The 24880-nt window shown below is 45.8% G+C and carries 23 protein-coding genes and 1 pseudogene; 17 read left to right on the plus strand and 7 right to left on the minus strand.

The features are described 5' to 3' along the window. Positions 1-58: 58 nt before the first annotated feature. The gene (locus PENNN9_RS08430) at positions 59-337 is read right to left on the minus strand and encodes a CsbD family protein (RefSeq protein ID WP_413771742.1); all 279 of its coding nucleotides are present in this window, start codon (positions 335-337) and stop codon (positions 59-61) included. A 400-nt stretch (positions 338-737) separates the two neighbouring features. Here PENNN9_RS08430 and PENNN9_RS08435 point away from each other — a divergent pair, with 400 nt between their 5' ends. From PENNN9_RS08435 to PENNN9_RS08515, 17 genes are all read left to right on the plus strand, one after another. After that, positions 738-1172 carry an MgtC/SapB family protein gene (locus PENNN9_RS08435; RefSeq protein WP_058369256.1) on the plus strand — a complete coding sequence of 145 codons (435 nt, stop codon included), beginning with the start codon at positions 738-740 and terminating at the stop codon, positions 1170-1172. Between the two features lie 347 nt (positions 1173-1519). Beyond that, positions 1520-2719 carry a globin domain-containing protein gene (locus PENNN9_RS08440; protein ID WP_058369257.1) on the plus strand — a complete coding sequence of 400 codons (1200 nt, stop codon included), beginning with the start codon at positions 1520-1522 and terminating at the stop codon, positions 2717-2719. Positions 2720-3062: 343 nt separating this feature from the next. Continuing rightward, entirely contained in the window at positions 3063-3407 is a 345-nt protein-coding gene (locus tag PENNN9_RS08445; protein ID WP_058369258.1) for a DMT family transporter, read from the plus strand. A gap of 31 nt (positions 3408-3438) precedes the next feature. Further along, positions 3439-4020, plus strand: a complete 582-nt coding sequence (locus PENNN9_RS08450) for a TetR/AcrR family transcriptional regulator (RefSeq protein ID WP_058369259.1) — start codon at positions 3439-3441, stop codon at positions 4018-4020. A gap of 135 nt (positions 4021-4155) precedes the next feature. Beyond that, positions 4156-5670 carry a betaine-aldehyde dehydrogenase gene (gene betB / locus PENNN9_RS08455; protein WP_058369260.1) on the plus strand — a complete coding sequence of 505 codons (1515 nt, stop codon included), beginning with the start codon at positions 4156-4158 and terminating at the stop codon, positions 5668-5670. A 117-nt stretch (positions 5671-5787) separates the two neighbouring features. Continuing rightward, positions 5788-7488: a choline dehydrogenase gene (gene betA, locus PENNN9_RS08460; protein WP_058369298.1), complete on the plus strand. Its 1701-nt coding sequence runs from the start codon at positions 5788-5790 to the stop codon at positions 7486-7488. Between the two features lie 367 nt (positions 7489-7855). Further along, a complete protein-coding gene (betT, locus tag PENNN9_RS08465) occupies positions 7856-9901 on the plus strand; it encodes a choline BCCT transporter BetT (protein WP_058369261.1) in 2046 nt (681 codons plus the stop codon). 342 nt (positions 9902-10243) lie between these two features. Further along, a complete protein-coding gene (locus PENNN9_RS08470; protein WP_058369262.1) occupies positions 10244-10732 on the plus strand; it encodes a M48 family metallopeptidase in 489 nt (162 codons plus the stop codon). A gap of 418 nt (positions 10733-11150) precedes the next feature. After that, a complete protein-coding gene (locus PENNN9_RS08475) occupies positions 11151-12059 on the plus strand; it encodes an urease accessory protein UreD (RefSeq protein WP_227511771.1) in 909 nt (302 codons plus the stop codon). Positions 12060-12201: 142 nt separating this feature from the next. Further along, a complete protein-coding gene (gene ureA / locus PENNN9_RS08480) occupies positions 12202-12504 on the plus strand; it encodes an urease subunit gamma (protein WP_058369263.1) in 303 nt (100 codons plus the stop codon). An 11-nt stretch (positions 12505-12515) separates the two neighbouring features. Further along, positions 12516-12869 carry an urease subunit beta gene (locus tag PENNN9_RS08485; protein ID WP_058369264.1) on the plus strand — a complete coding sequence of 118 codons (354 nt, stop codon included), beginning with the start codon at positions 12516-12518 and terminating at the stop codon, positions 12867-12869. Next, positions 12866-14569 (plus strand): urease subunit alpha, encoded by a 1704-nt coding sequence (ureC, locus tag PENNN9_RS08490; protein ID WP_058369265.1) that lies wholly within the window; start codon positions 12866-12868, stop codon positions 14567-14569. The genes PENNN9_RS08485 and ureC overlap by 4 nt, the downstream gene beginning before the upstream one ends. A 21-nt stretch (positions 14570-14590) precedes the next feature. Continuing rightward, a complete protein-coding gene (locus PENNN9_RS08495) occupies positions 14591-15169 on the plus strand; it encodes an urease accessory protein UreE (RefSeq protein ID WP_058369266.1) in 579 nt (192 codons plus the stop codon). Continuing rightward, positions 15144-15866: an urease accessory protein UreF gene (locus PENNN9_RS08500; protein ID WP_256713812.1), complete on the plus strand. Its 723-nt coding sequence runs from the start codon at positions 15144-15146 to the stop codon at positions 15864-15866. Before PENNN9_RS08495 ends, PENNN9_RS08500 begins: the two co-directional genes overlap by 26 nt. A 104-nt stretch (positions 15867-15970) precedes the next feature. Further along, positions 15971-16609 (plus strand): urease accessory protein UreG, encoded by a 639-nt coding sequence (gene ureG, locus PENNN9_RS08505; protein ID WP_058369267.1) that lies wholly within the window; start codon positions 15971-15973, stop codon positions 16607-16609. Between the two features lie 95 nt (positions 16610-16704). Further along, positions 16705-17304: a HupE/UreJ family protein gene (locus PENNN9_RS08510; protein WP_058369268.1), complete on the plus strand. Its 600-nt coding sequence runs from the start codon at positions 16705-16707 to the stop codon at positions 17302-17304. Positions 17305-17510: 206 nt separating this feature from the next. Then, on the plus strand, positions 17511-18788 hold the full coding sequence (locus tag PENNN9_RS08515; RefSeq protein WP_058369269.1) for a RidA family protein: 1278 nt from the start codon (positions 17511-17513) through the stop codon (positions 18786-18788). A gap of 192 nt (positions 18789-18980) precedes the next feature. Here the strand turns inward: PENNN9_RS08515 and PENNN9_RS08520 are convergent, their stop codons facing one another. The 6 genes and pseudogenes from PENNN9_RS08520 to pstS all read right to left on the minus strand — a co-directional run bounded on the left by PENNN9_RS08520 (position 18981) and on the right by pstS (position 24773). Next, complete coding sequence (locus PENNN9_RS08520; protein ID WP_058369270.1) at positions 18981-19358, minus strand: MliC family protein; 378 nt, start codon at positions 19356-19358, stop codon at positions 18981-18983. 77 nt (positions 19359-19435) lie between these two features. Next, entirely contained in the window at positions 19436-20218 is a 783-nt protein-coding gene (gene phoU, locus PENNN9_RS08525; protein WP_058369271.1) for a phosphate signaling complex protein PhoU, read from the minus strand. A gap of 98 nt (positions 20219-20316) precedes the next feature. Beyond that, positions 20317-21076, minus strand: a pseudogene (pstB, locus tag PENNN9_RS13650) (phosphate ABC transporter ATP-binding protein PstB). A 250-nt stretch (positions 21077-21326) separates the two neighbouring features. Continuing rightward, positions 21327-22112: a phosphate ABC transporter permease PstA gene (gene pstA, locus PENNN9_RS08535; protein WP_413771743.1), complete on the minus strand. Its 786-nt coding sequence runs from the start codon at positions 22110-22112 to the stop codon at positions 21327-21329. 187 nt (positions 22113-22299) lie between these two features. Next, positions 22300-23253: a phosphate ABC transporter permease subunit PstC gene (gene pstC, locus PENNN9_RS08540; protein WP_058369301.1), complete on the minus strand. Its 954-nt coding sequence runs from the start codon at positions 23251-23253 to the stop codon at positions 22300-22302. 353 nt (positions 23254-23606) lie between these two features. After that, positions 23607-24773: a phosphate ABC transporter substrate-binding protein PstS gene (gene pstS, locus PENNN9_RS08545; RefSeq protein ID WP_058369273.1), complete on the minus strand. Its 1167-nt coding sequence runs from the start codon at positions 24771-24773 to the stop codon at positions 23607-23609. Between the last annotated feature and the right edge of the window lie 107 nt (positions 24774-24880).

Raw genomic sequence — 24880 nt, forward strand, 5'->3', positions numbered from 1 at the left:
TTTTTTACTTTAACGATAGACGATAATACAGAGTTATACGCCTACCGAAAAGTTGTTTTTAGTATTGATTTTCACGGCGCCATTCATCTACGTCACGTTCAGCATCCGCTCGTGAATGACCATAACGCTCTTGGACACGACCAACTAATCTATCACGGTCACCTTCGATATGGGTGAGATCATCATCTGTTAAGTCTGCCCATTTTTGTTTTACTGAATTTTTGAGTTGGTTCCATTCGCCTTTTAGGGTTCGATTATCCATATTGTGCTCATCCATTTTTTGCTGATTCTTGTATTGATTATCCATACTTTGTTCATGGGTGGTTTGATTGTCCATTGTCGTATTCCTTTCTTGTTTATTATCATGTAATTTTCATACATCAGTCTTTGTGTTAATTTTGACTGATATAAATAATATAGAATATTCAATATTATGCCGTCTGTACAAAGTATGTTTATACTTATATCAAGTTATTAATTACATTACTCTAATATTTCAATCATTTAAACATGGTGTTAGACTCTCAGTATTATATATATAACAAGAACTTGCGTAATATAGTAGGGAGTTTCTAATAATCAAAAGCTTGATACAGGCTATGATTTCAGCTTGATACAGGCTATGATTTCAGCTTAGACTAATTAATAGCTAAAAATTTATGGTTAGCTTGTAGGGTGAAATATTTACTGCCATGCTCAATGTCAATTAATTCTAAAACAGCTTTTAAGTCACATCTATGTTTGAATTCGATATTAGTTTGAGAATCTTAACGTATCATGCCTTCCAATTAGGCATCGCTTTTATACTGTCGCTCCCAATCGCACTGAATCGTGAGCTTGAAGACAATGGTGCTGGGCTAAGAACTTTTCCTTTGGTGACCATTGCATCATGTGCTTTTATGCTAGTGGGCATGGATATCTATCAAGGATCTGATGCGGAAGCTAGAATCATGTATGGCATTATTACTGGAATGGGCTTTATTGGTGGTGGGGCTATCTTCAAAAATGAAGATGGTGCAAAAGGCACGGCAACCGCTGCTGGACTATGGAATACGGCAGCTATCGGCATCTCTGTTGCCTATGGCCGTTATGAGATTGCCATTATACTGTCCGTAGTCGGATTTTTGATCCTACAATTCTCAAAACCCTTTAAACCAAAACATGAGCGATAAAACTGTCAATGACAAAGAGACTTGTTAAATAAAAAGATTCCCAGTTTAGTTTCAATGACAAAGAGACTTGTTAAATAAAAAGATTCCCAGTTTAGTTTAACGACTGGGAATTTTTTTGCCTATAAACATGAGCTGTAGCAAAAGTAAAAGCAATCATAACAGCGATACAGATTGATATTGTCATAAAAATACTATAAGATTCATTTAAAATGAACTTTTAAGAAGTGGACTAACGTTACTTTGAGTATTTGTTCTAACAAGGCTCAATTAAGCGTCAAAAGTTTAGCCACTGTTGTCAATGTCAGTACCTCAACTTATCAATGTAATGAAACACTAAGGAAAATATCATGGCGTCACCAAAAACGATAGAGATTGTAAAAGCAACCGTGCCTGTGCTTGAAGAGCATGGCACTGCGATTACCACCGTGTTTTATCGAAACATGTTTAAGGAGCACCCAGAGCTCTTAGACATCTTTAACGAGACCAATCAAAAGCTAGGTCGCCAGCAGACTGCCCTTGCGACCACGGTTTTGGCCGCTGCCAAACACCTTGAAAATTTGGCTGTTTTGTTGCCACAAGTAACCCAAATCAGTCACAAGCACCGCGCCTTACAGATCTTGCCAGAGCACTATCCTATCGTGGGTAAGCATCTACTTGGCGCGATAAAAGAAGTGCTAGGAGAGGCGGCTAATGACGACATCATCGACGCTTGGACTGAAGCTTATGATGAGATTGCTGGCGTCTTTATTCAACTAGAAGAAGATATGTATGAGCAAGAAATGTGGGAAGGTTTTGCGCCCTTTAAGGTCGTTGAAAAGGTGGCAGCAGCCACCGATATCGCCGCCTTTACTGTCATTCCAGTCAATAATAATTCAGAAAACAGCCAAAATATTGACCTAAGTAAGCTCAACCTGACTGCCGGTCAATATATTACGGTAAAAACGGATCCAAAAGACAGTGATCATATCGCCCTGCGTCATTATTCTTTGTATTCTGCTAATACTGATAAAGGTATCCAGTTTGCGGTAAGACGTGATAATCGCAATGAGCATTATGGTTTGGTTTCCAACCATTTACATGATGAAGTAGAGGTTGGCGATACTATTTTATTATCTGCCCCAGCTGGCGACTTTGCGCTCAACCAAGATCTGGTGCAGCAAAACGATATCCCATTAGTTTTGATGAGTGCTGGCGTTGGTGTCACGCCGATCTTATCGATGTTAGAGGCGCAAGTAACAGCGAACTCAGACAGACCTATCATTTGGGTATATGCGTGCCAAAATGAAGAGCATCATGCCTTTGATACTGAGATTAATAAGCTTTTAGAGTCAGCAGCAAACGTTGAAAAAAATATTTTCTACTTTGACGCTGGTCAAATACTCGATGAACGTTATCTTGCGACGCTGCCAGAGCCTGCTGATATTTATGTATGCGGGTCAATGCCGTTTATGGAAAGTATGATTGATGGACTGATGAAGCTTAATCATGGGGTAGATAATGTCCATTATGAGCCATTCGGTCCTAAGATGAGCTTAGAGCTGTCTTAGTTTAATAATTAAAACATATTTAAGTCCTTACTAAATAAAAATAATAGAGCGACATTTAAACGTTTTATTGGGTGGCATTAAGGCCATTCACGTTTAAGTGTCGCTCTGTTTTTTGTATTTAACTTTAACAAAAATAAAGTAGCGTACTTCTCCTTAGTAGTTTTGCACTCATGTAGTTACCTCGTAAACAAATAATAAAAACAGAAACTTACCCTTCACATTACTAGAGTATTTGTATAAAATACCGTCTGTATGGTTTCTTTGGTAAATTTACATAATTGATTGTTGGCCCTTTTACGCTCAATCGAGAGAGTATGCTTGATTTAAAATAGGTAATTTAATTATGAGTCCTACCACTATTGCTTACGGTTATCTCGCGATTGCTATCATTTGTGAAGTGGTTGGCACGACGTTTTTGGTCAAGTCAGAGCAGTTTACGCGTTTGGTGCCGACCTTAATTATGGGCGTGCTTTATGCCATCTCGTTTTATTTATTGACCCAGACTATCAAGACCATACCACTTGGCATCGCTTATGCGCTGTGGGGCGGTCTGGGTATCGTACTGACCTCGCTGGTCGGGGTTTTCTTTTTTAAGCAAAGTCTCGATGCAGCTGCCGTGGTCGGTATCGCGATGATCGTCGGCGGCGTGATGGTGATGAACTTACTGTCTAATTCTGTGGTGCACTGACAGGTAGGTGAAAATGAACATGGACATAAAAATGGAAACACAAAACGCCCATAAACGTAAAAAACAGCCAGAGCTGGTACGGCGAGCACTGCTCGATCAAGCAGCGCGTATCACGCTAGAGCAGGGCTTGTCTAAAGTGACCTTTCAAGCAGTGGCAGATGCCGTCGGCGTGACCAAAGGCGGGGTGATGCATCATTTTGCTACCAAGGACGCGCTTATCTTAGAGGTGTTTTATGACGCGATGGCCAAGTTTGAGGCGGAAGTCAATGCCGCCATGGCAAAGGATCCGGTCAGCTACGGCTCGTTTACCCGCGCTTATATCGATGCCACCATCAGTTTGGGCGAAAAAGGACAGGCCGAGTTTAATAGCCAAGCGACCTTGTATGTGTTGATGCTGGGGGATCGGATGCTACGCGAACGCTGGGCTGAGTGGTCAAATGAGCAGCTAAAAAAACACGCGGATACTGACAACACCGAAACGCTATGTATGGTGCGTCTGGTTGCCGATGGTATTTGGCTCTCGGACTTTTCGGGTATCGACATCTCGGACAAAGCCTCAATACGTGAGCGCTTGTTAAATATGACGCAGCAAGACTTTGATAAACAGCCTTGATAACTGATTTTGACAAATAACTTTGATAAACAGCTTTGATCCATAACACGCACGCAGAAAATTTAACCTTTAACCCATGACGGCATGATTGACTGAACGCTTTTTATAAAGCTTTAGTCGCCTTAAGGAAAACTTATGACAACTACTCAGACAAACGTAAATAATTTACAAGACATTATTGATTTCACACAAACGCAGACCGCTTATATTAACGGTCGCTATCTGGCGGTCGATGATTCTTTAACGACTTTTGACGATATCAATCCAGCGACGGGTGAGGTTCTGGCGACCATTCAGCAAACGACCGCTGAGCAAATCGATGAAGCGGTAAAAGCGGCGCAACAAGGGCAAAAAGTATGGGCGGCAATGACCGCAGTTGAGCGTGGCCGTATTTTGTCAAAGGCAGTTGCGATATTGCGCGAGCGTAATGATGTATTGGCATTGCTTGAAACCAAAGACACCGGCAAAGCTTACTCTGAGACCAAGTATGTCGATATCGTAACCGGTGCTGATGTCGTTGAGTATTATGCAGGGCTTGCACCAATGATTGAGGGTCGTCAGATTCCACTACGTGATAGTAGCTTTGTTTATACGCGCCGTGAGCCGCTTGGCGTCGTCGCCGGAATTGGCGCGTGGAATTATCCGATTCAAATCGCCATGTGGAAAGCTGCACCAGCATTGGCTGCGGGTAACGCGATGATTTTTAAACCATCAGAAGTCACGCCGTTAACCGCCTTAAAATTAGCAGAAATATTTACTGAGGCTGGCATGCCAGATGGCGTGTTTAACGTCGTACAGGGCGATTATCAAGTAGGTGAAGCACTGACCCAGCATCCTGACATCGCCAAAGTATCGTTTACTGGCGGGGTGCCGACTGGTAAAAAAGTCATGGCAAGCGCGGCATCATCGTCGCTAAAAGACGTGACCTTAGAGCTGGGCGGTAAGTCGCCATTGATTATCTTTGAGGATGCCGATATCGATATGGCAGCGGATATCGCCATGATGGCGAACTTCTATAGCACCGGTCAGGTCTGTACCAATGGCACGCGTGTATTTATCCCAAAAGCGCTACAAGCCAAGTTTGAAGAAGCGATTTTGACGCGGGTCAAACGTATCAAACTCGGCGATCCGATGGACGAAGATATTAATATGGGGCCGCTAGTGAGCTTCCCGCATATGGAGCGGGTGCTGGGCTATATCGAGCAAGGCAAAGCGGGCGGCGCGCGTTTATTGGCAGGCGGTGAGCGAGTGACGACAGACGAGCTGGCCGATGGTGCGTATGTCGCGCCAACGGTGTTTACCGATTGCAGCGATGATATGACCATCGTACGTGAGGAAATCTTTGGCCCAGTAATGTCGATATTGACTTATGAGAGCGAAGAAGAAGTCATTCGCCGTGCCAATGATACCGAGTATGGCTTGGCGGCAGGGGTGGTAACCAAAGATCTAACCCGCGCGCACCGCGTCATCGGTCAGATAGAGGCGGGTATCTGCTGGTTAAATACCTGGGGTGAGTCGCCTGCGCAAATGCCAGTTGGCGGTTATAAGCACTCAGGTATCGGCCGCGAAAACGGCGTCGAAGCCCTTGAGCACTATACGCAGACCAAATCTATCCAAGTAGAGCTGGGTAAGTTTGAGTCGGTATTTTAATAATTTGTATTGAGAAGATTCTTAATCAGTAAGATTGATTCATTTGGGATAATTTGGCCTTTTGATTCAATCTTACTGATATGAAATGATGGATTTTTTAATATTATGGAGCGTTTTATGACATCAACCACACCTGAGTATGACTACATCATCGTCGGTGCCGGTTCAGCAGGAAACGTGCTGGCCACGCGCTTGACCGAAGATGCCAACATTAAGGTGTTGCTGTTAGAAGCTGGTCGACCTGATCATCGCCTAGATTTTCGCACCCAGATGCCAGCGGCGCTAGCGATGCCGTTACAAGGCACCACTTATAACTGGGGATACAAAACCGATCCCGAGCCGAATATGAATAATCGCGTGATGGACTGCGGTCGCGGTAAAGGGCTGGGCGGCTCATCACTCATCAATGGCATGTGCTATATCCGTGGTAATGCGCTCGATTTTGATGACTGGGCAAAGATTAAAGGCTTAGAGGACTGGACGTATCTGGACTGCTTGCCGTACTTTAAAAAGTCAGAAAACTGCGATGCAGGCGAAAATGACTATCATGGCGTCGGTGGTCCGGTTGAAATGACTACCTCAAAACCTGGCGTCAATCCGCTGTTTGAAGCGATGATTGAAGCGGGCGTGCAAGCTGGCTATCCGAGCACGGATGACCTAAATGGTTATCAGCAAGAAGGTTTTGGGCCAATGGATCGCTTTGTAACCCCTAATGGTCGCCGTGCTTCCACCGCGCGTGGTTATCTTGACCGTGCCAAACCGCGCAGTAACATCACTATTTTAACTGGTGCATTGACCGATGTGATTTTGTTCGATGGTAAGCGTGCGATCGGTGTCAAAGTCGCGCACCAAGGTCAAACCGAAAAATTCTACGCCGCTCGCGAAGTGATTGTCTCATCGGGTGCGATTGCCTCGCCGCAATTATTGCAACGCTCAGGCATTGGTCCTGGTCAATGGCTTAAAGATGTGGGCGTGACTGAAATTCTAGATTTACCGGGCGTCGGTAATAACCTACAAGACCATTTAGAGCTGTATATGCAGTATGAATGTAAGCTACCGGTCTCGATTGCGCCCGCCAATAAATGGTGGAATAAGCCGGCGATTGGTGCGGAATGGTTGTTTAATGGCACCGGACTTGGGGCGTCAAATCAGTTTGAAGGTGGCGGTTTTATCCGTACTGATGAGAAGTTTACCCATCCTAATATTCAGTATCATTTCCTGCCGTTAGCGGTACGTTACGATGGTCGCAGCGCGGTGAAATCGCATAGCTTCCAAGCACACGTCGGCTCATTGCGCTCGCCAAGTCGTGGTCGCGTTAAGCTGACCTCAAAAGACCCAAGCGCGCATCCAAGTATCTTATTTAACTATATGTCGCACGAGCAAGACTGGCAAGAGTTCCGCGCGGCGATGCGTATCACTCGTGAGATTATGCATCAGCCAGCGCTCGACCCTTATCGTGGACGTGCTATTGCGCCGACCGATGACCTGGTGACCGATGCGCAGTTGGATGAATATGTACGTAACCACAGTGAGACGGCTTATCACCCATCGTGTACTTGTCCAATGGGCGAAGGTAATGATTCGGTGGTCAATGGAGAAGGGCTAGTGCACGGTATCGATGGTCTACGCGTGGTCGATGCGTCAATTATGCCAAATATCATCAGTGGCAACCTAAACGCCACCACCATTATGCTGGCCGAAAAAATCGTCGATAAGATGCGCGGTAAGCAATTACCACGCTCGACAGCGGATTACTATGTCGCCAATGGTGCACCGCTCAGAGCTGAGCCGATGCGTGCTTATCATACGACTGTATAAATAAACGTGCCGGCCAGTAGGCACGATATAAGGATAATATAACGTCAATTTCAAATAAAAGGCCTTTCAAAGTAAAGGTCTTTTTTATCAGCATCAATCCGTTTGTGCTGGCAATAAACGAGAAAAACTTGTTCTAACCTAACTATAGGTTCTCAATTTTTATTTGACTATAGCGTAATCGTTATTCTTGTTTATATTGCTGGTTTTTGAGGTTTTGCTAAGGAGTCTGCGAATTGCTTAGCAAGTTTTATTGATTGGTACTGCTTTGTGCATCCTGCGCTTATATAGATAACGTGGTAATTCTGCACTATGTTATGACGGACAAAGCACTATCAGATCCTGTTTCATTTACCTATTGAGGTCTTTTATGTACAGTTCGCCATCAGAAGATGCGACGAAACCCTTGAGTCTAAATAAGACGGTTTTTTTAGGCTCAGCGATTATTTCTATTTTATTGATTATCTGGACGATTGCCTTGCCAGATTATAGTGAGGCATTATTAAGCGCGAGCATGGCGTGGGTATCAGAGAGTTTTGGCTGGTATTACATGCTGGTGGTTGCCGCTTATAGTATATTTGCCTTATTTGTAGGATTTTCAAAATACGGTGATATCAAGCTTGGGCAAGACCACGAAAAAGCCCAGTTTCCCTTTTTAGCATGGGCGGCAATGCTGTTTTCTGCTGGTATCGGCATCGATTTATTGTTTTTTGGTGCCTCTGAGCCGTTGATGCATTATCTCACTCCGCATACGGGGCTTGAGCCTGGTAGTGAGGCGGCCATGCGTGAAGCACTGTCGCAGACCTTTTTACATTGGGGTCTACATGGTTGGGGGATTTACGCCCTCATCGGTATGGCCTTGGCTTATTTTGCCTATCGTAAAAACATGCCACTCGCGCTACGTTCACCGCTGACACCGATATTTGGTGAGCGCTTAATCAGAGGCTGGCTCGGTGATGGTATCGATACCTTTGGTGTCGTCTGTACGCTGATGGGGATTGCGACCAGCTTAGGTATCGGCGTGTTACAGGCCAATGCGGGTTTGACGCATGTCTTCGGTATCGAATCTAGCAAAATGGTGCAGAGCCTGATTATCTTGGGCGTGGTCGCTGCGGCGGCTATCTCTGCGATGACGGGCGTAGAAAGAGGGGTACGCCGTCTATCTGAATTTAATATGCTGTCTTCAATATTGCTATTGATCGCGATACTCGTGATGGGTAATACCGTGTACTTGCTCAATACCTTTACCCAAAGTATCGGTCAATATTTCCAAACTATCGTTTTCAAAACATTCGATGTCTATGCTTATGACGGCAGCGCTGGTGCCGACTGGAAATCAGGCTGGACGATATTTTTCTGGGCATGGTGGGTCGCTTGGGCACCCTTTGTCGGCTTGTTTATCGCGCGTATTAGCCGCGGTCGCACTTTGCGTGAGTTTGTCTTTGGCGTGATGTTTATACCGCTGGGCTTTATCTTTGCTTGGTTCTCGATCTTTGGTAACTCAGCGATAGACTTAGTGGCTAATGGCGCCACCGAGCTTGGTGAAATTGCTGTTAATGATGCAGCGATGGGTATGTTTGCTTTGTTTGAGTACTTTCCTTACAGTGATATTTTATCATTCGCAGGCGTAGTTATTGGCTTAGTGTTCTTTGTAACCTCAGCGGACTCAGGCGCTCTAGTACTCGCAAATTTAAGCTCAAGAGGCATGACCAATGATACTGATGCGCCAGTTTGGCTGCGTTTGTTTTGGGCGTCAGCAACGGGTTTGATTACTTTGGGCCTATTGTTTGCAGGCGGGTTTGCCTCATTGCAGTCTGTGTCTGTGATCGCAGGTTTACCATTCTCGCTTATCTTGGTGCTCTACATGATGTCAATGTGGAAATCGCTAAAAGAAGAGGGCAATAAGCGCAAAGCCAGTACGGTTGGCACTGCAAACGTGCTCGATAGCGGTAAGAGCTGGAAAGCGCGTCTGCAACGTATCGTTAGCTTCCCTGGGCACGCACAAGTGGAAAGGTTTTTGCAGAATACTGTCATGCCAGCGATGAGCGAGGTTGAAAAAGAGCTGAAAGCGGGCGGTCTTAACACTTCTCTAGATATCCGTAATCTTGATAATATCAGTGAAAGTATAGATGCTGGTAAGGGTCAAGATGATGGTCAGATAGATGGTATCAAGCTGCGCGTCGGTCATGGTGATGAAGATGACTTTGTGTATGAAGTCAATCTCATCAAAGCTGAGCGTCCGAACTTTACGCTGAATACCTCAACCAAGCATGCTGAGTTTTATTACCGTGCTGAAGTATTCTTAAGTGATGGCTCGCAGGAGTACGACTTGGTTGGCTATACCAAAGAGCAAGTACTGGTCGATATTCTGCATCAGTACGAGTGCCATCTGCAGTATTTACACTTAGAGCGTTAATTATCTAGATGTTGAATAACCAGATGTTAACTGGCTAGATGCCGTGACAAGATTGTCTTTTATATGACCCCATAAGTTACAGTTAGCTTATGGGGTTTATTTATGAGCTGACGATAGGTCAATAGGTGGTATAAGGTAAAATATCTAGAGACAAGTTTTAAAGTATAGTCAGTGAAAAGTGATATCTATACATCATATACTGCTGGTATAATTTTTTTTCGCTTGCTGTGCCTACGCAGACAGAGGCTACAAAAAAATTATACCAGCAGTACCGTAGCGTTTTTAAGGTATTTTCAAGGTGTTTTAACTAGGACATACCCTATATCAGCAAAGGATAAATTTGTGACCACACTCAAATACATCGCTCATTATTCTGAGCACATCCAAAGCCAAGCGGCTCGGCTCATCAGTGAGGGCAGGCTGGGCGATTATCTAGAAAGCAAATATCCCAATCGCCACCAAGTGCAAAGCGACAAGGCGCTGTATCAATACATAAACGACATAAAAAACCAGTCTATGCGCAAGATTGGACCGCTATCGAATGTCAGTTATAGCAGCAAATTAAAAGTCCTCAAGCAGGCGCTGGGGGTTCATACCACGCAGTCTCGCGTCCAAGGTAGTAAGCTAAAATCCCATAACAGCATTACGGTAGCGAGCTTATTTAAAGAAGCACCGCCTGAGTTTTTGCGCATGATCGTCGTGCATGAATTGGCGCATTTTAAGGAGCATGAGCACAACAAAGCATTTTATCAATTATGCTGTCACATGGAGCCAGATTATCGTCAGTTGGAGTTGGACACACGCTTGTGGTTGCACTGGCGTGAGTTGTGATTTGATTAATTGTACGGATTTAACTTATTGATATGACTTAGATTCAACCATAGTTTACCCTTCGCTATATTCCCAGTATTATCTTGACAAGCCTATACGAATGGCCTATAAAAATTATAGAGTATAGGCTATTTCATAAGCGTTTTTTACGCATAGAATAATCAACGCCAAAACATACTAAAGGATATATCTAATATTTTGATGTTTGATCTGACGATTATTACTTTACAGTTTTGAGGCAATCAATGCCTATACTTTGACATTCATTAATGGCTGTTAAGCCAGTGTTGTCAACCTTACCTGCGCACGTGAACGATTTTGATCATTTTGCTTAAGTTCATTACCTGCCTATCAGGACGATTAGGTGACGATTCAGCGATATATGTCGCGCTGGGTTTATAAAAAGGGAATTGATGGAATGATGACATTATCCGATAGTTCTACCATACAACAGATTGCCAAAAACTCCGGACACCACTTCGATGCCAACCGTCATTGGGCAGCATTTTTGACGTTGGGGTTTGGGGCTCATGCTGATGGTGATACCCATATCACTCGTATGAATATAGCGCGCCATTATGGTCCCTTACGTGTCCAAAGACCATTCTACCCTGAGGGTCGCGATGGTTGCTGTCATGTCTATCTGCTACATCCGCCTGGTGGTATCGCTAGCGGTGATACGCTCAACATCGATGTCACTGTAGCGTCAAACGCGCATACTTTGCTAACGACAACTGCTGCCAATAAGCTTTATAAAGCTGATAGCAATGGCGTTGCTTGGAATCAGCATACCTATCTAAAAATTGCTAATGACGCCACTTTAGAATGGCTACCACAAGAAACGCTCGCTTTTAATGGCTCTCGCGGCGAGCAGACCATCATTATTGATTTAGAAGACAACGCTAAATGCTTGGGATGGGAGATTCTTGGTCTTGGTCGCCCTGCCAGCAAGCTGCCTTTCGTCAGTGGTCGCCTCGAACAGCGTTTTCAACTTACTCGTAATGGTCGTCCATTATGGATAGAGCGCCAATGCATAGATCCAGATCATCCCAGATTCGCTGGCATGTGGGGGCAGGGCGGCGCCACCGTGCATGCGACATTATGGGCGGTTGGAATGGACGATCCGCTAGAGGCCATCACTGCACTACGTGAGCATATACCCGCTGCCGATCATTGGGCAGTTACCTATCGTCGCGGCGTATTGCTGCTACGCTATTTAGGCGTAGAGCGTAACGAAGCGTGGGAGTTATTCCAGCAAGCGCGAGAAGTGCTACGTCCGCGACTGACCGGAAACAAAGCCATCACACCACGAATTTGGTTGACTTAACGATTGGTGCCCAAGCATTTGCTTGGGGGCTGCCAAACGCTTTTATCTGTCTATTTATTAATAATTAATAACATAAGCCTTCTAATGACATAGGCTTTTAATAAAACAATAACGATAACCATAATATAAGAAGGAGTCAGCGATGGAATTAACGCCAAGAGACAAAGATAAATTGCTATTGTTTACTGCAGGGCTACTTGCTGAGCGCCGCAAAGCTAAAGGCCTCAAATTGAATTATCCTGAAGCAATAGCGCTGATCAGTTGCGCCATTATGGAAGGTGCGCGTGAAGGCCGTACTGTGGCAGAAATGATGAGTGCCGGGCGCGAAATCCTTACTCGAGATGACGTTATGGATGGCATCGCTGAGATGATCGAAAGCCTGCAAGTTGAGGCAACCTTTCCCGACGGCACAAAGCTTGTGACCGTTCATAACCCTATTGTCTGAGGAGACTTGCTATGATTCCTGGTGAATATCAGCTAAAGAGCGATGACATTGAGCTATGTGCCGATCGTGAACCTATCACTATCAACGTCGCAAACACGGGTGACCGTCCTATCCAAGTCGGCTCTCACTATCACTTTGCCGAGACCAACGCAGCTTTAGATTTCGACCGTAAAAAAGCGTATGGACACCGCTTAGCGATTGCGGCAGGTATGGCGATACGTTTTGAGCCGGGTCAACACCGTGATGTACCCCTTATTCCTTTCTCAGGCTTACGCCATATTTATGGTTTCCGCGGTGAAGTAATGGGTCCCTTAGATCATGATCAGGGTCAGAACCAAAACTCAGACTCAGGAGCGAACTCATGAAAATTACTCGCCAAGCTTATGCAGATATGTATGGTCCAACGACCGGCGATAGAATTCGTTTAGGCGATACTGAGCTGTGGATCGAGATAGAAAAAGACTACACGCATTATGGCGAAGAAGTCATGTTCGGTGGTGGCAAGGTGATTCGTGATGGTATGGGTCAAAGTCAGCGCTGCGACGATGCTGTGATGGATACTGTCATTACCAATGCTATCATTATCGACTGGTGGGGTATCGTGAAAGCCGATGTGGGTCTAAAAAATGGCCGCATCGCTGCTATCGGAAAAGCCGGTAACCCTGATACCCAGCCTGATGTCGATATCGTCATTGGTCCTGGTACCGAAATCATCGCTGGTGAAGGTCAAATTTTGACAGCAGGTGCGGTCGATACTCATGTGCATTATATTTGTCCGCAGCAGGTGGACGAAGCATTAATGAGTGGCTTGACGACTATGATTGGCGGCGGTACGGGACCAGCGACGGGCTCAATCGCGACCACTCATACTCCAGGTCCTTGGCATTTGGGCAAAATGATGCAGGCCGTGGATGACTTGCCCATTAATATTGGTTTTCTTGGTAAAGGTAGTGCTAGCACGCCAGAAGCGCTGGTGCAACAAGTAGAAGCGGGCGCAATGAGTCTAAAAATCCATGAAGATTGGGGCGCGACTCCAGCCTCTATTAGCAATGCCCTAGATGTGGCCGATCGCTACGATATACAGATTGCTATTCATGCCGATAGCTTAAATGAGTCAGGCTTTGTAGAAGATACGGTAGCGGCATTTAAAGATCGCTGTATTCATACCTACCATTCTGAAGGCGCTGGTGGTGGTCATGCGCCCGATATTATCGTCGCTTGTAGCCTGCCCAACGTCTTACCATCATCTACCAATCCGACACGCCCTTATACGATTAATACCGTTGATGAGCATCTCGATATGTTGATGGAGTGCCATAATCTAGACCCAAGTATCCCAGAAGACGTTGCCTTTGCCGATTCGCGTATCCGCCGCGAGACTATTGCTGCCGAAGACATTCTCCATGATATGGGTGTGATTTCGATGATTTCATCTGACTCACAAGCGATGGGCCGTATTGGTGAAGTGGTGTGCCGTACTTGGCAAACTGCGCACAAAATGCGTCTACAACGTGGTCTGTTACCAGAAGATGAAGAACGCGGGACGGATAACTTCCGTGTGAAGCGCTACATTGCCAAATACACTATTAATCCAGCAATCACTCACGGCGTTGGTCATGAAGTTGGTTCTATCGAAGTGGATAAGCTGGCGGATTTGGTATTGTGGAAGCCGGGCTTTTTTGGGGTTAAGCCATCAATTATCCTCAAAGGTGGCATGATAGCAGGTGCTGCGATGGGTGATCCTAATGCGGCTATTTCTACGCCGCAACCTGTGCATTATCGCCGTATGTTTGGTGCGCTTGGTCGTGCCGCTGCTGCAACTCGAATTACTTTTGTCAGTCAAGCGGCTATGAATACGGGACTAGAAGAAAAGCTTGGTCTAAAGAGTAGACTGGTTGCGTGTAAAAATGTCCGCCAAATGCGTAAGAGCGATATGAAGCTTAATGACGCTTGTCCAGAGTTGACAGTGGATCCACAAACCTATGAAGTTCGTGCAGATGGTGAGTTACTGACTTGTGAGCCATTGTCTGAATTACCATTAGCCCAACGTTATCATTTGTTTTAGAGCGCTTGTAAGGATATTAATATGCTTGAATTAATAAAAAGAATCGACGGCAGCACTCAGGCCGATGTACACGACACCCTGACGCTACCTTATGAGCTACGCATACGTGGCCGGTTAAAGGCGGTGACTGATAGCGGCCTTGATGTTGGTTTGTTCCTTGATCGTGGTCCGGTACTGCGTCATGGTGATTTACTACAAGCGAGTAGCGGCGAGATTATCCAAGTATGCGCCGCTGATGAGCCAGTCACTACCGCTTATGTTGAGGGCGGCTTAGCGCTGGGACGGCTAAGTTATCATTTGGGTAATCGTCATGTATCGCTCGCCCTTGGTAGCGACGAAGATGGGCGTCATTGGGTGCGGTTCCCGCCAGATCACGTGCTAGAAGAATTGGCAGTTCTGCTAGGAGCAACCTTGAGCCATCATCAAGCGCCATTTGATCCAGAGTCTGGGGCTTATGCGCAAGCTGGCCGTGAACACTCTCATTCCCATGAACATGCACACGCTCATTCTCATGCCCACGAACACGCGCATGACCACTCTCACGAACACAATCATGCCCATGGACATTCCCATCATGACGACCATAACCATGCACACTGACGTACAGCCAAACGCAACCAGCGATTTGGCGCTGCTGGGACTGATGCAACTGATTAGCCCTGCATTGCCAATCGGTGCATTCGCTTGGTCGCAAGGCCTAGAGAGTGCATTTGAGCTTGGCTGGGTGTGTAATGAGACTGAGCTTGGCGAGTGGTTAGAGGGCGTACTTGACGATGGCTTGTCTCGCTGCGAATTGCCAGTGCTGGCACGCTTGCAAACCTGCTGGGAGAATGGGGATAGTGAAGGTCTTACCTTTTGGAATGATTGGATACATGCCAACCGTGAGACTGCTGAGCTGAGCGACGAAGACATACGTTTGGGACAAGCACTGATGCGCTTGCTCAACAGTTTAGAGTTGCAGCCGCAGACAGCCTTAGGTCATGCCAAGCTACCAGAAGAGCCCGGTTATGTGACGGTTTTTGCTTGGACGGCCCATCAACGCCACGTGCCGATACGCCAAAGTCTACTCGGCTTTGCTTGGGGCTGGCTGGAAAACCAACTAGCAGTCGCCTGTAAAGCGATGCCCCTTGGTCATACTGCCGCGCAGCGTTTAAACGAGCAACTACGCCCGCAACTGGTCGCTGCTGTCGATACTGCGCTGGCTTTAACCGATGAGCAGTTGGGTCCGATTTTACCGGGCTTAGCACTCGGTAGTGCCCAACATGAAACCCAATATTCTAGATTATTCAGAAGCTAATTGTTTTTATTTTGCAACCATTTCTATTTTACGATCGCTTTAATTTTATAACAACTTCGTTTTTTATGATCGCTTTGACTAACAATATATAAGGAAAGATAGCCATGAAACATTGTTTACGAGTAGGGGTCGGTGGGCCAGTTGGTTCTGGCAAAACGGCCTTATTACGCCAGTTATGTAGTGCTTTAAAAGATCACTATGACATCGCTGTGGTCACCAACGACATCTACACCCGTGAAGATGCTGATTTTTTACTTAAGCACGACGCCTTGCCGGCTGACCGTATTCTCGGCGTAGAAACAGGCGGCTGTCCGCACACGGCTATCCGCGAAGATGCTTCTATGAATCTTGCTGCGATTGATGATTTGCAAACGCGTCATCCTAATCTAGAGCTGGTGTTGGTAGAGTCTGGTGGCGATAATTTAGCCGCGACCTTTAGCCCAGAGCTGTCTGATTTAACTTTATACGTCATCGATGTCGCTGCTGGTGACAAAATCCCTCGTAAAGGTGGCCCAGGGATTACCAAATCAGATTTATTGATTATCAATAAAATTGACATCGCTGAATATGTACATGCCTCCCTAGATGTGATGGAACGTGACTCGAAAAAGATGCGCGGCGAGCGTCCTTTTATATTTACTAACTTATACGACGGTGTGGGCGTAGAAGAAATCATTAGCTTTATTTTAAAGCAGGGCATGTTACCTGAGCGTCGTCCTGGAAAGCTAAGCGCTGATGCTTAACTATCAGTGCTTAAACGCTTTTATAGTACAAGTAAGATATAAAAAACAGTTGTATACCAGTTAACAATAAACAAAAAGAACAGAGGGAGAACACCATGAATAAAATGACCAAGTTGCCAGCGGTGAAACTATTAATGACCATTGGGCTGATGCTGACGGCCACTTTAGCCGTTGCCCACCCTGGCCATGGTGAACATGTGAGCAGCGGCTTTCTTAGCGGTTTATTACATCCATTGATGGGTCTGGACCACTTATTAGCCATGGGTGCGATTGGTTTTTGGAGTATCCGTCAAAATACCACGATGAAACGTGGCACGCCTTTGTTTGTGGTTGGTGGCATGATAGCGGGCGCAGGCCTTGCTTGGGCTGGTGTCAGTCTGGCTGGGATAGAGACAGGCATCGCCATGTCAGTATTGCTAGTCGGTGTACTAATTGCGACGCTCGCAAAACTGCCGACGGCTGTTGGCGGCACTTTGGTTGCGTTGTTTATGGTCGCCCACGGTTATGCTCACGGCACTGAGATGACCCAAGGCTCAAGCTTGCTGCTTTATATGGCCGGCTTCGTAGTCGCAACTTTAGCCATTACCTTTGTTGGTCGCGGTTTAGGCACCATGATGCTCAAAGCCGATAACCGTATTACTCGTGCATTAGGCGGCGTGGTTGCTATCATTGGTGGGGTATTGGCTGCTGGCTAATCGCTACTAGCTGATCTTCACTAGCTAGTCTCTACTAGTGCTGCAACCCAGTTATCATGATAAATCTAAAAAGCCGCACAGATTTCTTGCGGCTTTTTGAGTTTAAGTATCTGATTTTACGCCGACACTAGCTTTTAGTGGCATACGATACTGCTTTTTTAAACTGAGATTCATATAAAAACACATATCAAATAGGGAATACCGATATGAACGACACTACTAATGACACTATCATAAAAGTATCAAGAAACACGGACATTGCCCCGCAAAACTCACTTTCTACCCAAACTGTCGCGTTTTCGCATTATAACTATATCTCAGCACAACTGCCTGTGAATATTACTACTGGCGCTTTGGTCGCGAACGATATAAAAGTGCAGGCCGCACAATGCCTAAAAAACATCAAAACTATTGTAGAAAGCATCGATCATGATATGAATGATGTAATCAAAATTAATATATTTTTAAAAAATATCGCTGACATTAAAGACATAGATACGATTTATCCAGCATTTTTCCAAGGTTATCTGCCGACACGGACAGTCATAGCAGTTGCAGAATTGCCAATAGATAATGCCTTAGTACAAATGGATGCTGTCATATCAAATGGAGAAGGCACGTATCCGCAAGCGCCAGTTGAGCTGGTAAAGGTACCAAGAAACAATGAAAATGTTCCAAAGGATTCAGTATCTCCGCATACCATTGCTTTTTCACATTACAATAATATCTCAGCGCAATTACCTGTCGATATTGAAACTGGTGAGCTGGTCGCTGGTGGTGTCAAAGAGCAGACACAGCAATGTCTACAAAATATTGAAGCGATTTTAGATAGTATTGATGTTCCTCTTCAAGAAATTGTCAAAGTAAATATCTTTTTAAAAGACGTGGCCGATGTAGACGCAGTAAATGATGTTTATAAAACATTTTTTCCAGAGACAACCAGTACTGGTGATCCTGCCTACTTACCTGCCTTGACGATAGTTATAGCGTCAGATTTGCAGCTAGATGCCTTGGTGCAGGTTGATGCAATCGTGTCTCATGGAGACGGCACACCGCCCCAAGCCACGGAAGATAAACATGGTATCACTATTAAAGCGAATAACACTGATAAAGCACCAAAGAGCCCGCTATCAACGCAAACGGTGGCATTCTCTCATTACAACCATCTCTCAGGTCAATTACCTATCAATCCTGAAACCGGCAAACTAATTGACGGTGACATAAAGGCGCAGACCAAGCAATGTTTAGAAAATATCAAAGCCATTGTAGAAAGTACCGCTCATGTGATGGATGATGTGGTAAAAATGACCATTCAACTTAACAATATCAAGGATATCGATACGGTTAATGAGGTATACAAAACCTTTTTTGACAACGACTTGCCAGCTAGGACGGTGATTGGCGTCGCCGCTATTCCGATGGACGCATTGATACAGATTGATACTGTTGTATCAAACGCTGAAGGTACGCCACCAGCGTCATAATGGTAGCGAGTATTACCACTATTATTTAGTAAACGTTAGATTTCTTAATAAAAAAGTCCCAGTCATTTCAACAACTGGCACTTTTTTTAGATCTTCCTAGTAATAGGAAGAGGGTTTATTTAGAAAAAAATGTTAATTAAAAGAGGGTGCTATTTAAAGAAGGAACTGTCTAAAAAAGAGACAGTGCGGCTTTTATAGTTGGCAAGTAATGCTGTATCTACGATCATTTACTGAGCGGATACTTAAAACGCCGCGATTGGCTTTGGTATGCCACTCATAGCTGGCTTTAGAGCTTGATTCTTTAATGTAGCGCGCACCAGAGCCCGATACTGCTCGTTTAAGACTTACCCTTTGATTCTTTGTACCAAGCTTGGGCAGCGTTAAGCTTAAATTAGCCACTTTACCATTCGCTGAATAAATAGCAGTCACTTTACTATTATCTTCACAGCTAAAGGCGTAAGATTTTTGTATTTGAGGTTTATGTCCCCTATGACCGTTATTTATTGGTGCATTAGTCGCACATGCTGCTAATAATAAAATCGTAGGGGTTACAACCAGTAATTTTTTCATGATATTCCTCGTTAGTGCTAGTAGCCGATAAGGGTAGCAACGCGAGGCGTATCTTACAATATGCTGCGGCTATTTTGTCAGCCACGATTATTATTTAGTGCATCAATATTTGTCGCTGCCACGTTATCAGTTTGGCGCGCGGCCATCCGATCATTGGCTTCTTGCACCGCTTTTTCGACCAGTGCATAGTCAGAGTGGCGTACATCTTGGCCACTAATATAGTTGATGACCAGCTCAGCGATGTTTTGTGAATGATCGCCAATCCGCTCAAGCGCACGCAACACCCACACGATATTGATGACCTTGGAGACGTGACGCGCGTCCTCCATGATATAAGTCATCAAGGCACGAATCGCTGACTGATACTCCTCATTGACCACATCATCATTGCGCATCACCTCAAACGCCTGCTCAGCATTGGACTGACTAAAAGCCTCTAGCGCATTGTGCAGCATCAGACGCACTTGATTGCTCAGGTGCTGCACTTCGGCATAGCCATACGCTGATTTACCTTGGGCGGCGAGCTTATTGGCCATTTTAGCGATTTTGACCGCTTCATCACCGATGCGCTCCAAATCCACCACGCCTTTACTAATGGACATCACCAAACGCAAGTCACTGGCCGCAGGCTGGCGCTTGGCGACCAATAACAAGATATGCTCATCGAGCTCGACTTCCTGCCGATTGATTTCAAAGTCCATCTCGATGACTTCTTGCGCCAGTGTGTTATCCTTGTCGATAAGTGCGTGAATGGCTTTGGCAACTTGGCTGGCTGCATGGTCGCCCATCACTAAAAACAGACGGATGGCTTCATCCAAATCTTGATCAAAACTTTTGGAGATATGCTTGTCACTTTGCATGAGAGGTATTCCCTAAATATCTGTATATTGATGGCGTGCTGCTGGCATAGCTGTATTTTTGTTATTGAAAATTGACGATAGTTTTAATCTGTACAGCATTAGCCATAACGACCCGTAATATAATCTTCCGTGGCTTTTTGCGCCGGCGTGGTAAAGACTTGATCGGTCTTACCCATCTCAACCATATCGCCCAGATACATATAGACCGTATAGTCTGACACTCGTGCCGCCTGCTGCATATTATGAGTGACGATGGCGATGGTGTAGTCTTTTTTTAGGTCTTCAATCAAATCCTCAATGGCGCCTGTCGAGAGTGGGTCAAGTGCCGAAGTTGGCTCATCGAGCAGTAGCACTTCAGGCTTGGTAGCGACACTACGAGCGATACACAGACGCTGCTGCTGCCCACCTGATAAGGACAAGCCTGAGGCTTTGAGCTTGTCTTTTACCTCCGGCCATAGTGCCGATTTTTTTTAGCGCCCATTCCACCCGATTGTCCAGCTCAGCTTTGCTTAGTCTTTCATAAAGACGCACACCAAAGGCGACATTGTCATAGATAGACATCGGAAACGGCGTCGGCTTCTGAAAGACCATACCGACTTGCGCGCGTAGCAAATTGACATCGATGTCTTTGCCCAAGATATTTTTGCCATCGAGGTTGATACTGCCTTCTGCACGCATGCCAGGATATAAATCATACATACGGTTAAAGGTACGGAGCAGGGTTGACTTGCCGCAGCCGGACGGGCCGATAAAGGCGGTGACTTTTTTATCAGGAATGTCGATATTGATGTTTTTTAGCGCCTGAAACTCCCCGTAATAAAAGCTTAAATCACGAATTTGCATCTTCGCTGCTGGCATGTCTTTGGGAATATCATGCAGTGTTTGCTTAGTTAAGTTTGCCGAATTTGGCTGCGACATTTGCGTGGGCTTCGCCATCGATCTATGTAGTAAGCTGGCTGTGGTCGTATCAAAGTTGCTGCTATCTGCTGTGCTACGCGTTTTGCTGATGACGTCATTCATAATGTTATCCAACCTAGCTTGATGAATATAAATTTAGGTAAATGGGTATATAAAGTGATTTGGTGGCAGGCCTTATTGACTCTGGCTGCTATTTGCTGGAGCTGCGTCCACCGATAAACCTTGCCAAAATATTGAGTACCAATACCGAAGCGGTAATCAGCAGTGCAGCGGCCCAAGCAAGAGCATGCCAATTGTCATAAGGGCTCATGGCAAACTGATAAATGGTGTTCGGCAAGTTAGCAATCGGCTGACTCATATCGGTACTAAAGTATTGATTGTTTAAGGCGGTAAATAGCAATGGCGCCGTCTCACCGGTGATTCTGGCAAAGGCCAACAGCACACCAGTGGTCAACCCCGCTCGAGCCGCTTTAATCGTCACTTGCGTGACCATCTTCCACTTCGGTGTACCCAGTGCATAGGCCGCTTCACGAATGCTATTGGGCACCAGATTGAGCATGTTTTCAGTTGTGCGCACCACCACTGGCACCACAATCAGTGCCAATGCCAAGGCACCCGCCCACCCAGAGAAGCTTTGACCTTTTACCATCAAGGCATAAATAAACAGACCAATGACAATCGAGGGGGCAGAGAGCAAAATATCGTTTAAAAAGCGCGTCACCTTGCCAAGTAGGCTGCCTTGCGCAAATTCAGACAAATAAATCCCTGTCATCAGACCAATAGGCGCACCGATAAACAACCCTGAAAACGCCAACATCACCGAGCCGACAATGGCGTTGCGTAGACCGCCTTCGCTCATCGGTGGCGGCGTGTCGGCGGTAAAGATAGGCATCTGTATCATGCCCTGAAAGCCTTCGACAAACAGCGTCACCAATATCCAAAACAGCCAAATCAAGCCAAATACCATCGCCGACATGGCAAAACCCAAGCCCAGCTTATTGGCCCAGCGTCTTTTGTTATAAAGACGCTTGTCGTAGCGGCTATCAAAGCCAGTCTGCGCAGGTAGCGCTGAGTGCATCGCATTAGTAGGCATAAAACTCATTTCCATTTTTCAAGATTTTTTATCAGCCTGTATATCACTATCGTCTGTGTGTCGTTATGTGTCAGCGATTGCCTGCTTTTTGATCCATGCGCATTAGCATGAGCTTAGCCAGTGACAGCACAATAAAGGTGATGATAAATAGTATGAGGCCAAGGTGCAGCAGCGAGGCCAGATGTAGCTCACTGGAGGCTTCGGCAAACTCATTGGCCAGCGCTGAGGTAATGGTGACGCCAGAGGTAAACAGACTTGGACTGATATTAAAGGCGTTACCAATAAGAAAGGTCACGGCCATGGTCTCGCCCAGCGCCCGACCCAGCCCCAAGATAACCCCACCGACCACACCTGCCTTGGTATAGGGCAAGATAATCTTAAACATCACTTCCCAAGTGGTCGCACCCATGCCATAAGCTGATTCTTTGAGCAGGTCTGGCACCACAGAGAAAACATCACGCATGGTGGCGGCGATAAAAGGAATAATCATAATGGCAAGTACCAAGGAGGCGGTAAACATACCCAATCCCATTGGCGCACCGGTAAACAGCTTACCAATGATAGGCAGTGGGCCGATATGCTCGATAAACCACGGCTGAATGTGATCGCCAAAGAAGGGCGCAAATACAAACAACCCCCACATACCGTAAATGATAGAGGGGATACCTGCCAGCAGCTCAATGGCGATGCCAAGGGGCTTTTTTAAAAAGTTTGGACACATCTCAGTCAAAAATATCGCAATGCCAAAGCTGACGGGTACAGCGATTAAAATGGCGATAAACGAAGTCACCAGCGTGCCATAAATAGGCGCCAGCGCACCATACTCATTGGCGACCGTATCCCAGTTATTACTGGTATAAAACCCCAGACCAAATGCTTGAATACTCGGCCAAGCGCCAATGATCAAAGAGAGCAAAATACCGCCCAATGATAGCAGCACGAGGATGGCAAACGCCTTGGTGGCATTGACAAATAGTGCATCGTAACGTTTTTGTTTTGCCAGTTGCGACCTTAAATCATTCATAAGTGTCTCAGCATTAAATAATGTTAAATCAAAATCTTTAAAAGACTCATCAGGTCTTATCACAGCAAACTAAATCTTAATAAAGGGTGCTATTAACGATGCAATTAAGTCAATATGAAAGAGATACCGCAAGACTGGAATAAATTTTTTGCAGCCTCTGTCTGCGCAGGCACAGCAAGCAAGAAAAATTGATACCAGTCTTGCACTATAAGGATAGATATCCACTTTATTTATTATTGACTATCGTTAACGGCTCTACTTTTAAATTTGTTGTGATAAAACCTTTGAGACAACCACCGGAGAATAGGTGTCTCAAAGGGGCTCACAAGTGCTGCTATACATATATAGACAAACTACTGAGCTGGGGTGTAGACAGGTTGACCATCATGGCCTTTGACTTCATTCCACTTGTCTTTAAACAGTGCCACTGCGGTATCAGAGAAAGGCACATAATCAAGCGCCATGGCACTATCATCACCTTGGGCATACGCCCAATCAAAGAAGTTCAACACGCCAGCCACTTGCTGCGGGTTTTCTGGCTGCTTGTGTACCAAGATAAAGGTAGCAGCAGCGATGGGCCACGCTTGCTCAGTCTCAGAGTTGGTGATGACTTTGTAAAAGCCTGCTTGCTGTGACCAATCGATGTCACCTGCCGCGGCAAAGGTCTCAGCGGATGGCTGCACGAAGTTACCCGCTGCGTTTTTTAGTGCGGCATGCGCCATGTTGTTTTGCTTGGCATAGGCATACTCGACGTAGCCGATAGCGTTTTTCATACGGTTGACGTAGCTTGATACGCCCTCGTTGCCTTTGCCGCCTGCCCCTGTGGCAGAGGTTGGCCATTTGACGGTTTTATCGACACCCACGCTGTCTTTCCAGTCAGTTGAAACCTTCGCCAGATAATCGGTGAAGTTAAAGGTCGTGCCTGAGCCATCTGAGCGAAACACGGTGGTAATGGCAGCATCTGGCAGGGTCAAATCTGGGTTCATGGCGGTGATAGCAGGGTCATTCCATTTGCTAATTTTGCCCAGATAGATATCGGCTAGGGTTGCGCCGTCCAGCTTTAGCTCACCTGGCCCCACGCCATCGATATTGACAATCGGTACCACGCCGCCGATGACGGTTGGAAACTGAATAAGACCTGCCGCGTCCAGCTCTTCAGGAGTCATGGGGGCATCGGACGCACCGAAGTCGACGGTTTTTGCTTGGATTTGTTTGATGCCACCTGAGGAGCCGATAGACTGATAGTTGACCTGACCGCCAGTCGCGGCATTGTAGTCATATGACCATTTGGCATAGATAGGCTGCGGGAACGACGCGCCAGCACCAGTGATGTTCATGGCGATGTTTTCAGCTGATTTAAAATCGCTTGCTGGAGAAGATGTCGCTGTGCTGGTGGTTTCGGCCACTGTCACCGCGCTGGTGTTACTCTGCGCTGCTGACTCTGCAGGGTCGGTGGATTTATTACAAGCGGTGAGTACTAAGGTGCAACTAACGGCGACTGCTAATAACGAATAACGCATGTAGGACTCCTAAAGTTTGACAACAACACAAATTTGAAAACAAAGCAAAAACGACTACCTGTGAGATGCGTGGTAGTTTGCCAATCTTTCATGACAGTTTGATGACA

It is taken from the genome of Psychrobacter sp. ENNN9_III, assembly GCF_001462175.1.
Lineage (GTDB): Bacteria > Pseudomonadota > Gammaproteobacteria > Pseudomonadales > Moraxellaceae > Psychrobacter.

Excerpts from the sequence above, each read along its gene's own strand:
- PENNN9_RS08430 (WP_413771742.1), bottom strand. The coding sequence starts at position 337 with ATGGACAATCAAACCACCCATGAACAAAGTATGGATAATCAATACAAG.
- PENNN9_RS08435 (WP_058369256.1), top strand. The coding sequence starts at position 738 with ATGTTTGAATTCGATATTAGTTTGAGAATCTTAACGTATCATGCCTTC.
- PENNN9_RS08440 (WP_058369257.1), top strand. The coding sequence starts at position 1,520 with ATGGCGTCACCAAAAACGATAGAGATTGTAAAAGCAACCGTGCCTGTG.
- PENNN9_RS08445 (WP_058369258.1), top strand. The coding sequence starts at position 3,063 with ATGAGTCCTACCACTATTGCTTACGGTTATCTCGCGATTGCTATCATT.
- PENNN9_RS08450 (WP_058369259.1), top strand. The coding sequence starts at position 3,439 with ATGGAAACACAAAACGCCCATAAACGTAAAAAACAGCCAGAGCTGGTA.
- betB (WP_058369260.1), top strand. The coding sequence starts at position 4,156 with ATGACAACTACTCAGACAAACGTAAATAATTTACAAGACATTATTGAT.
- betA (WP_058369298.1), top strand. The coding sequence starts at position 5,788 with ATGACATCAACCACACCTGAGTATGACTACATCATCGTCGGTGCCGGT.
- betT (WP_058369261.1), top strand. The coding sequence starts at position 7,856 with ATGTACAGTTCGCCATCAGAAGATGCGACGAAACCCTTGAGTCTAAAT.
- PENNN9_RS08475 (WP_227511771.1), top strand. The coding sequence starts at position 11,151 with ATGATGACATTATCCGATAGTTCTACCATACAACAGATTGCCAAAAAC.
- ureA (WP_058369263.1), top strand. The coding sequence starts at position 12,202 with ATGGAATTAACGCCAAGAGACAAAGATAAATTGCTATTGTTTACTGCA.
- PENNN9_RS08485 (WP_058369264.1), top strand. The coding sequence starts at position 12,516 with ATGATTCCTGGTGAATATCAGCTAAAGAGCGATGACATTGAGCTATGT.
- ureC (WP_058369265.1), top strand. The coding sequence starts at position 12,866 with ATGAAAATTACTCGCCAAGCTTATGCAGATATGTATGGTCCAACGACC.
- PENNN9_RS08495 (WP_058369266.1), top strand. The coding sequence starts at position 14,591 with ATGCTTGAATTAATAAAAAGAATCGACGGCAGCACTCAGGCCGATGTA.
- PENNN9_RS08500 (WP_256713812.1), top strand. The coding sequence starts at position 15,144 with ATGACGACCATAACCATGCACACTGACGTACAGCCAAACGCAACCAGC.
- ureG (WP_058369267.1), top strand. The coding sequence starts at position 15,971 with ATGAAACATTGTTTACGAGTAGGGGTCGGTGGGCCAGTTGGTTCTGGC.
- PENNN9_RS08510 (WP_058369268.1), top strand. The coding sequence starts at position 16,705 with ATGAATAAAATGACCAAGTTGCCAGCGGTGAAACTATTAATGACCATT.
- PENNN9_RS08515 (WP_058369269.1), top strand. The coding sequence starts at position 17,511 with ATGAACGACACTACTAATGACACTATCATAAAAGTATCAAGAAACACG.
- PENNN9_RS08520 (WP_058369270.1), bottom strand. The coding sequence starts at position 19,358 with ATGAAAAAATTACTGGTTGTAACCCCTACGATTTTATTATTAGCAGCA.
- phoU (WP_058369271.1), bottom strand. The coding sequence starts at position 20,218 with ATGCAAAGTGACAAGCATATCTCCAAAAGTTTTGATCAAGATTTGGAT.
- pstA (WP_413771743.1), bottom strand. The coding sequence starts at position 22,112 with ATGTCGGCGATGGTATTTGGCTTGATTTGGCTGTTTTGGATATTGGTG.
- pstC (WP_058369301.1), bottom strand. The coding sequence starts at position 23,253 with ATGAATGATTTAAGGTCGCAACTGGCAAAACAAAAACGTTACGATGCA.
- pstS (WP_058369273.1), bottom strand. The coding sequence starts at position 24,773 with ATGCGTTATTCGTTATTAGCAGTCGCCGTTAGTTGCACCTTAGTACTC.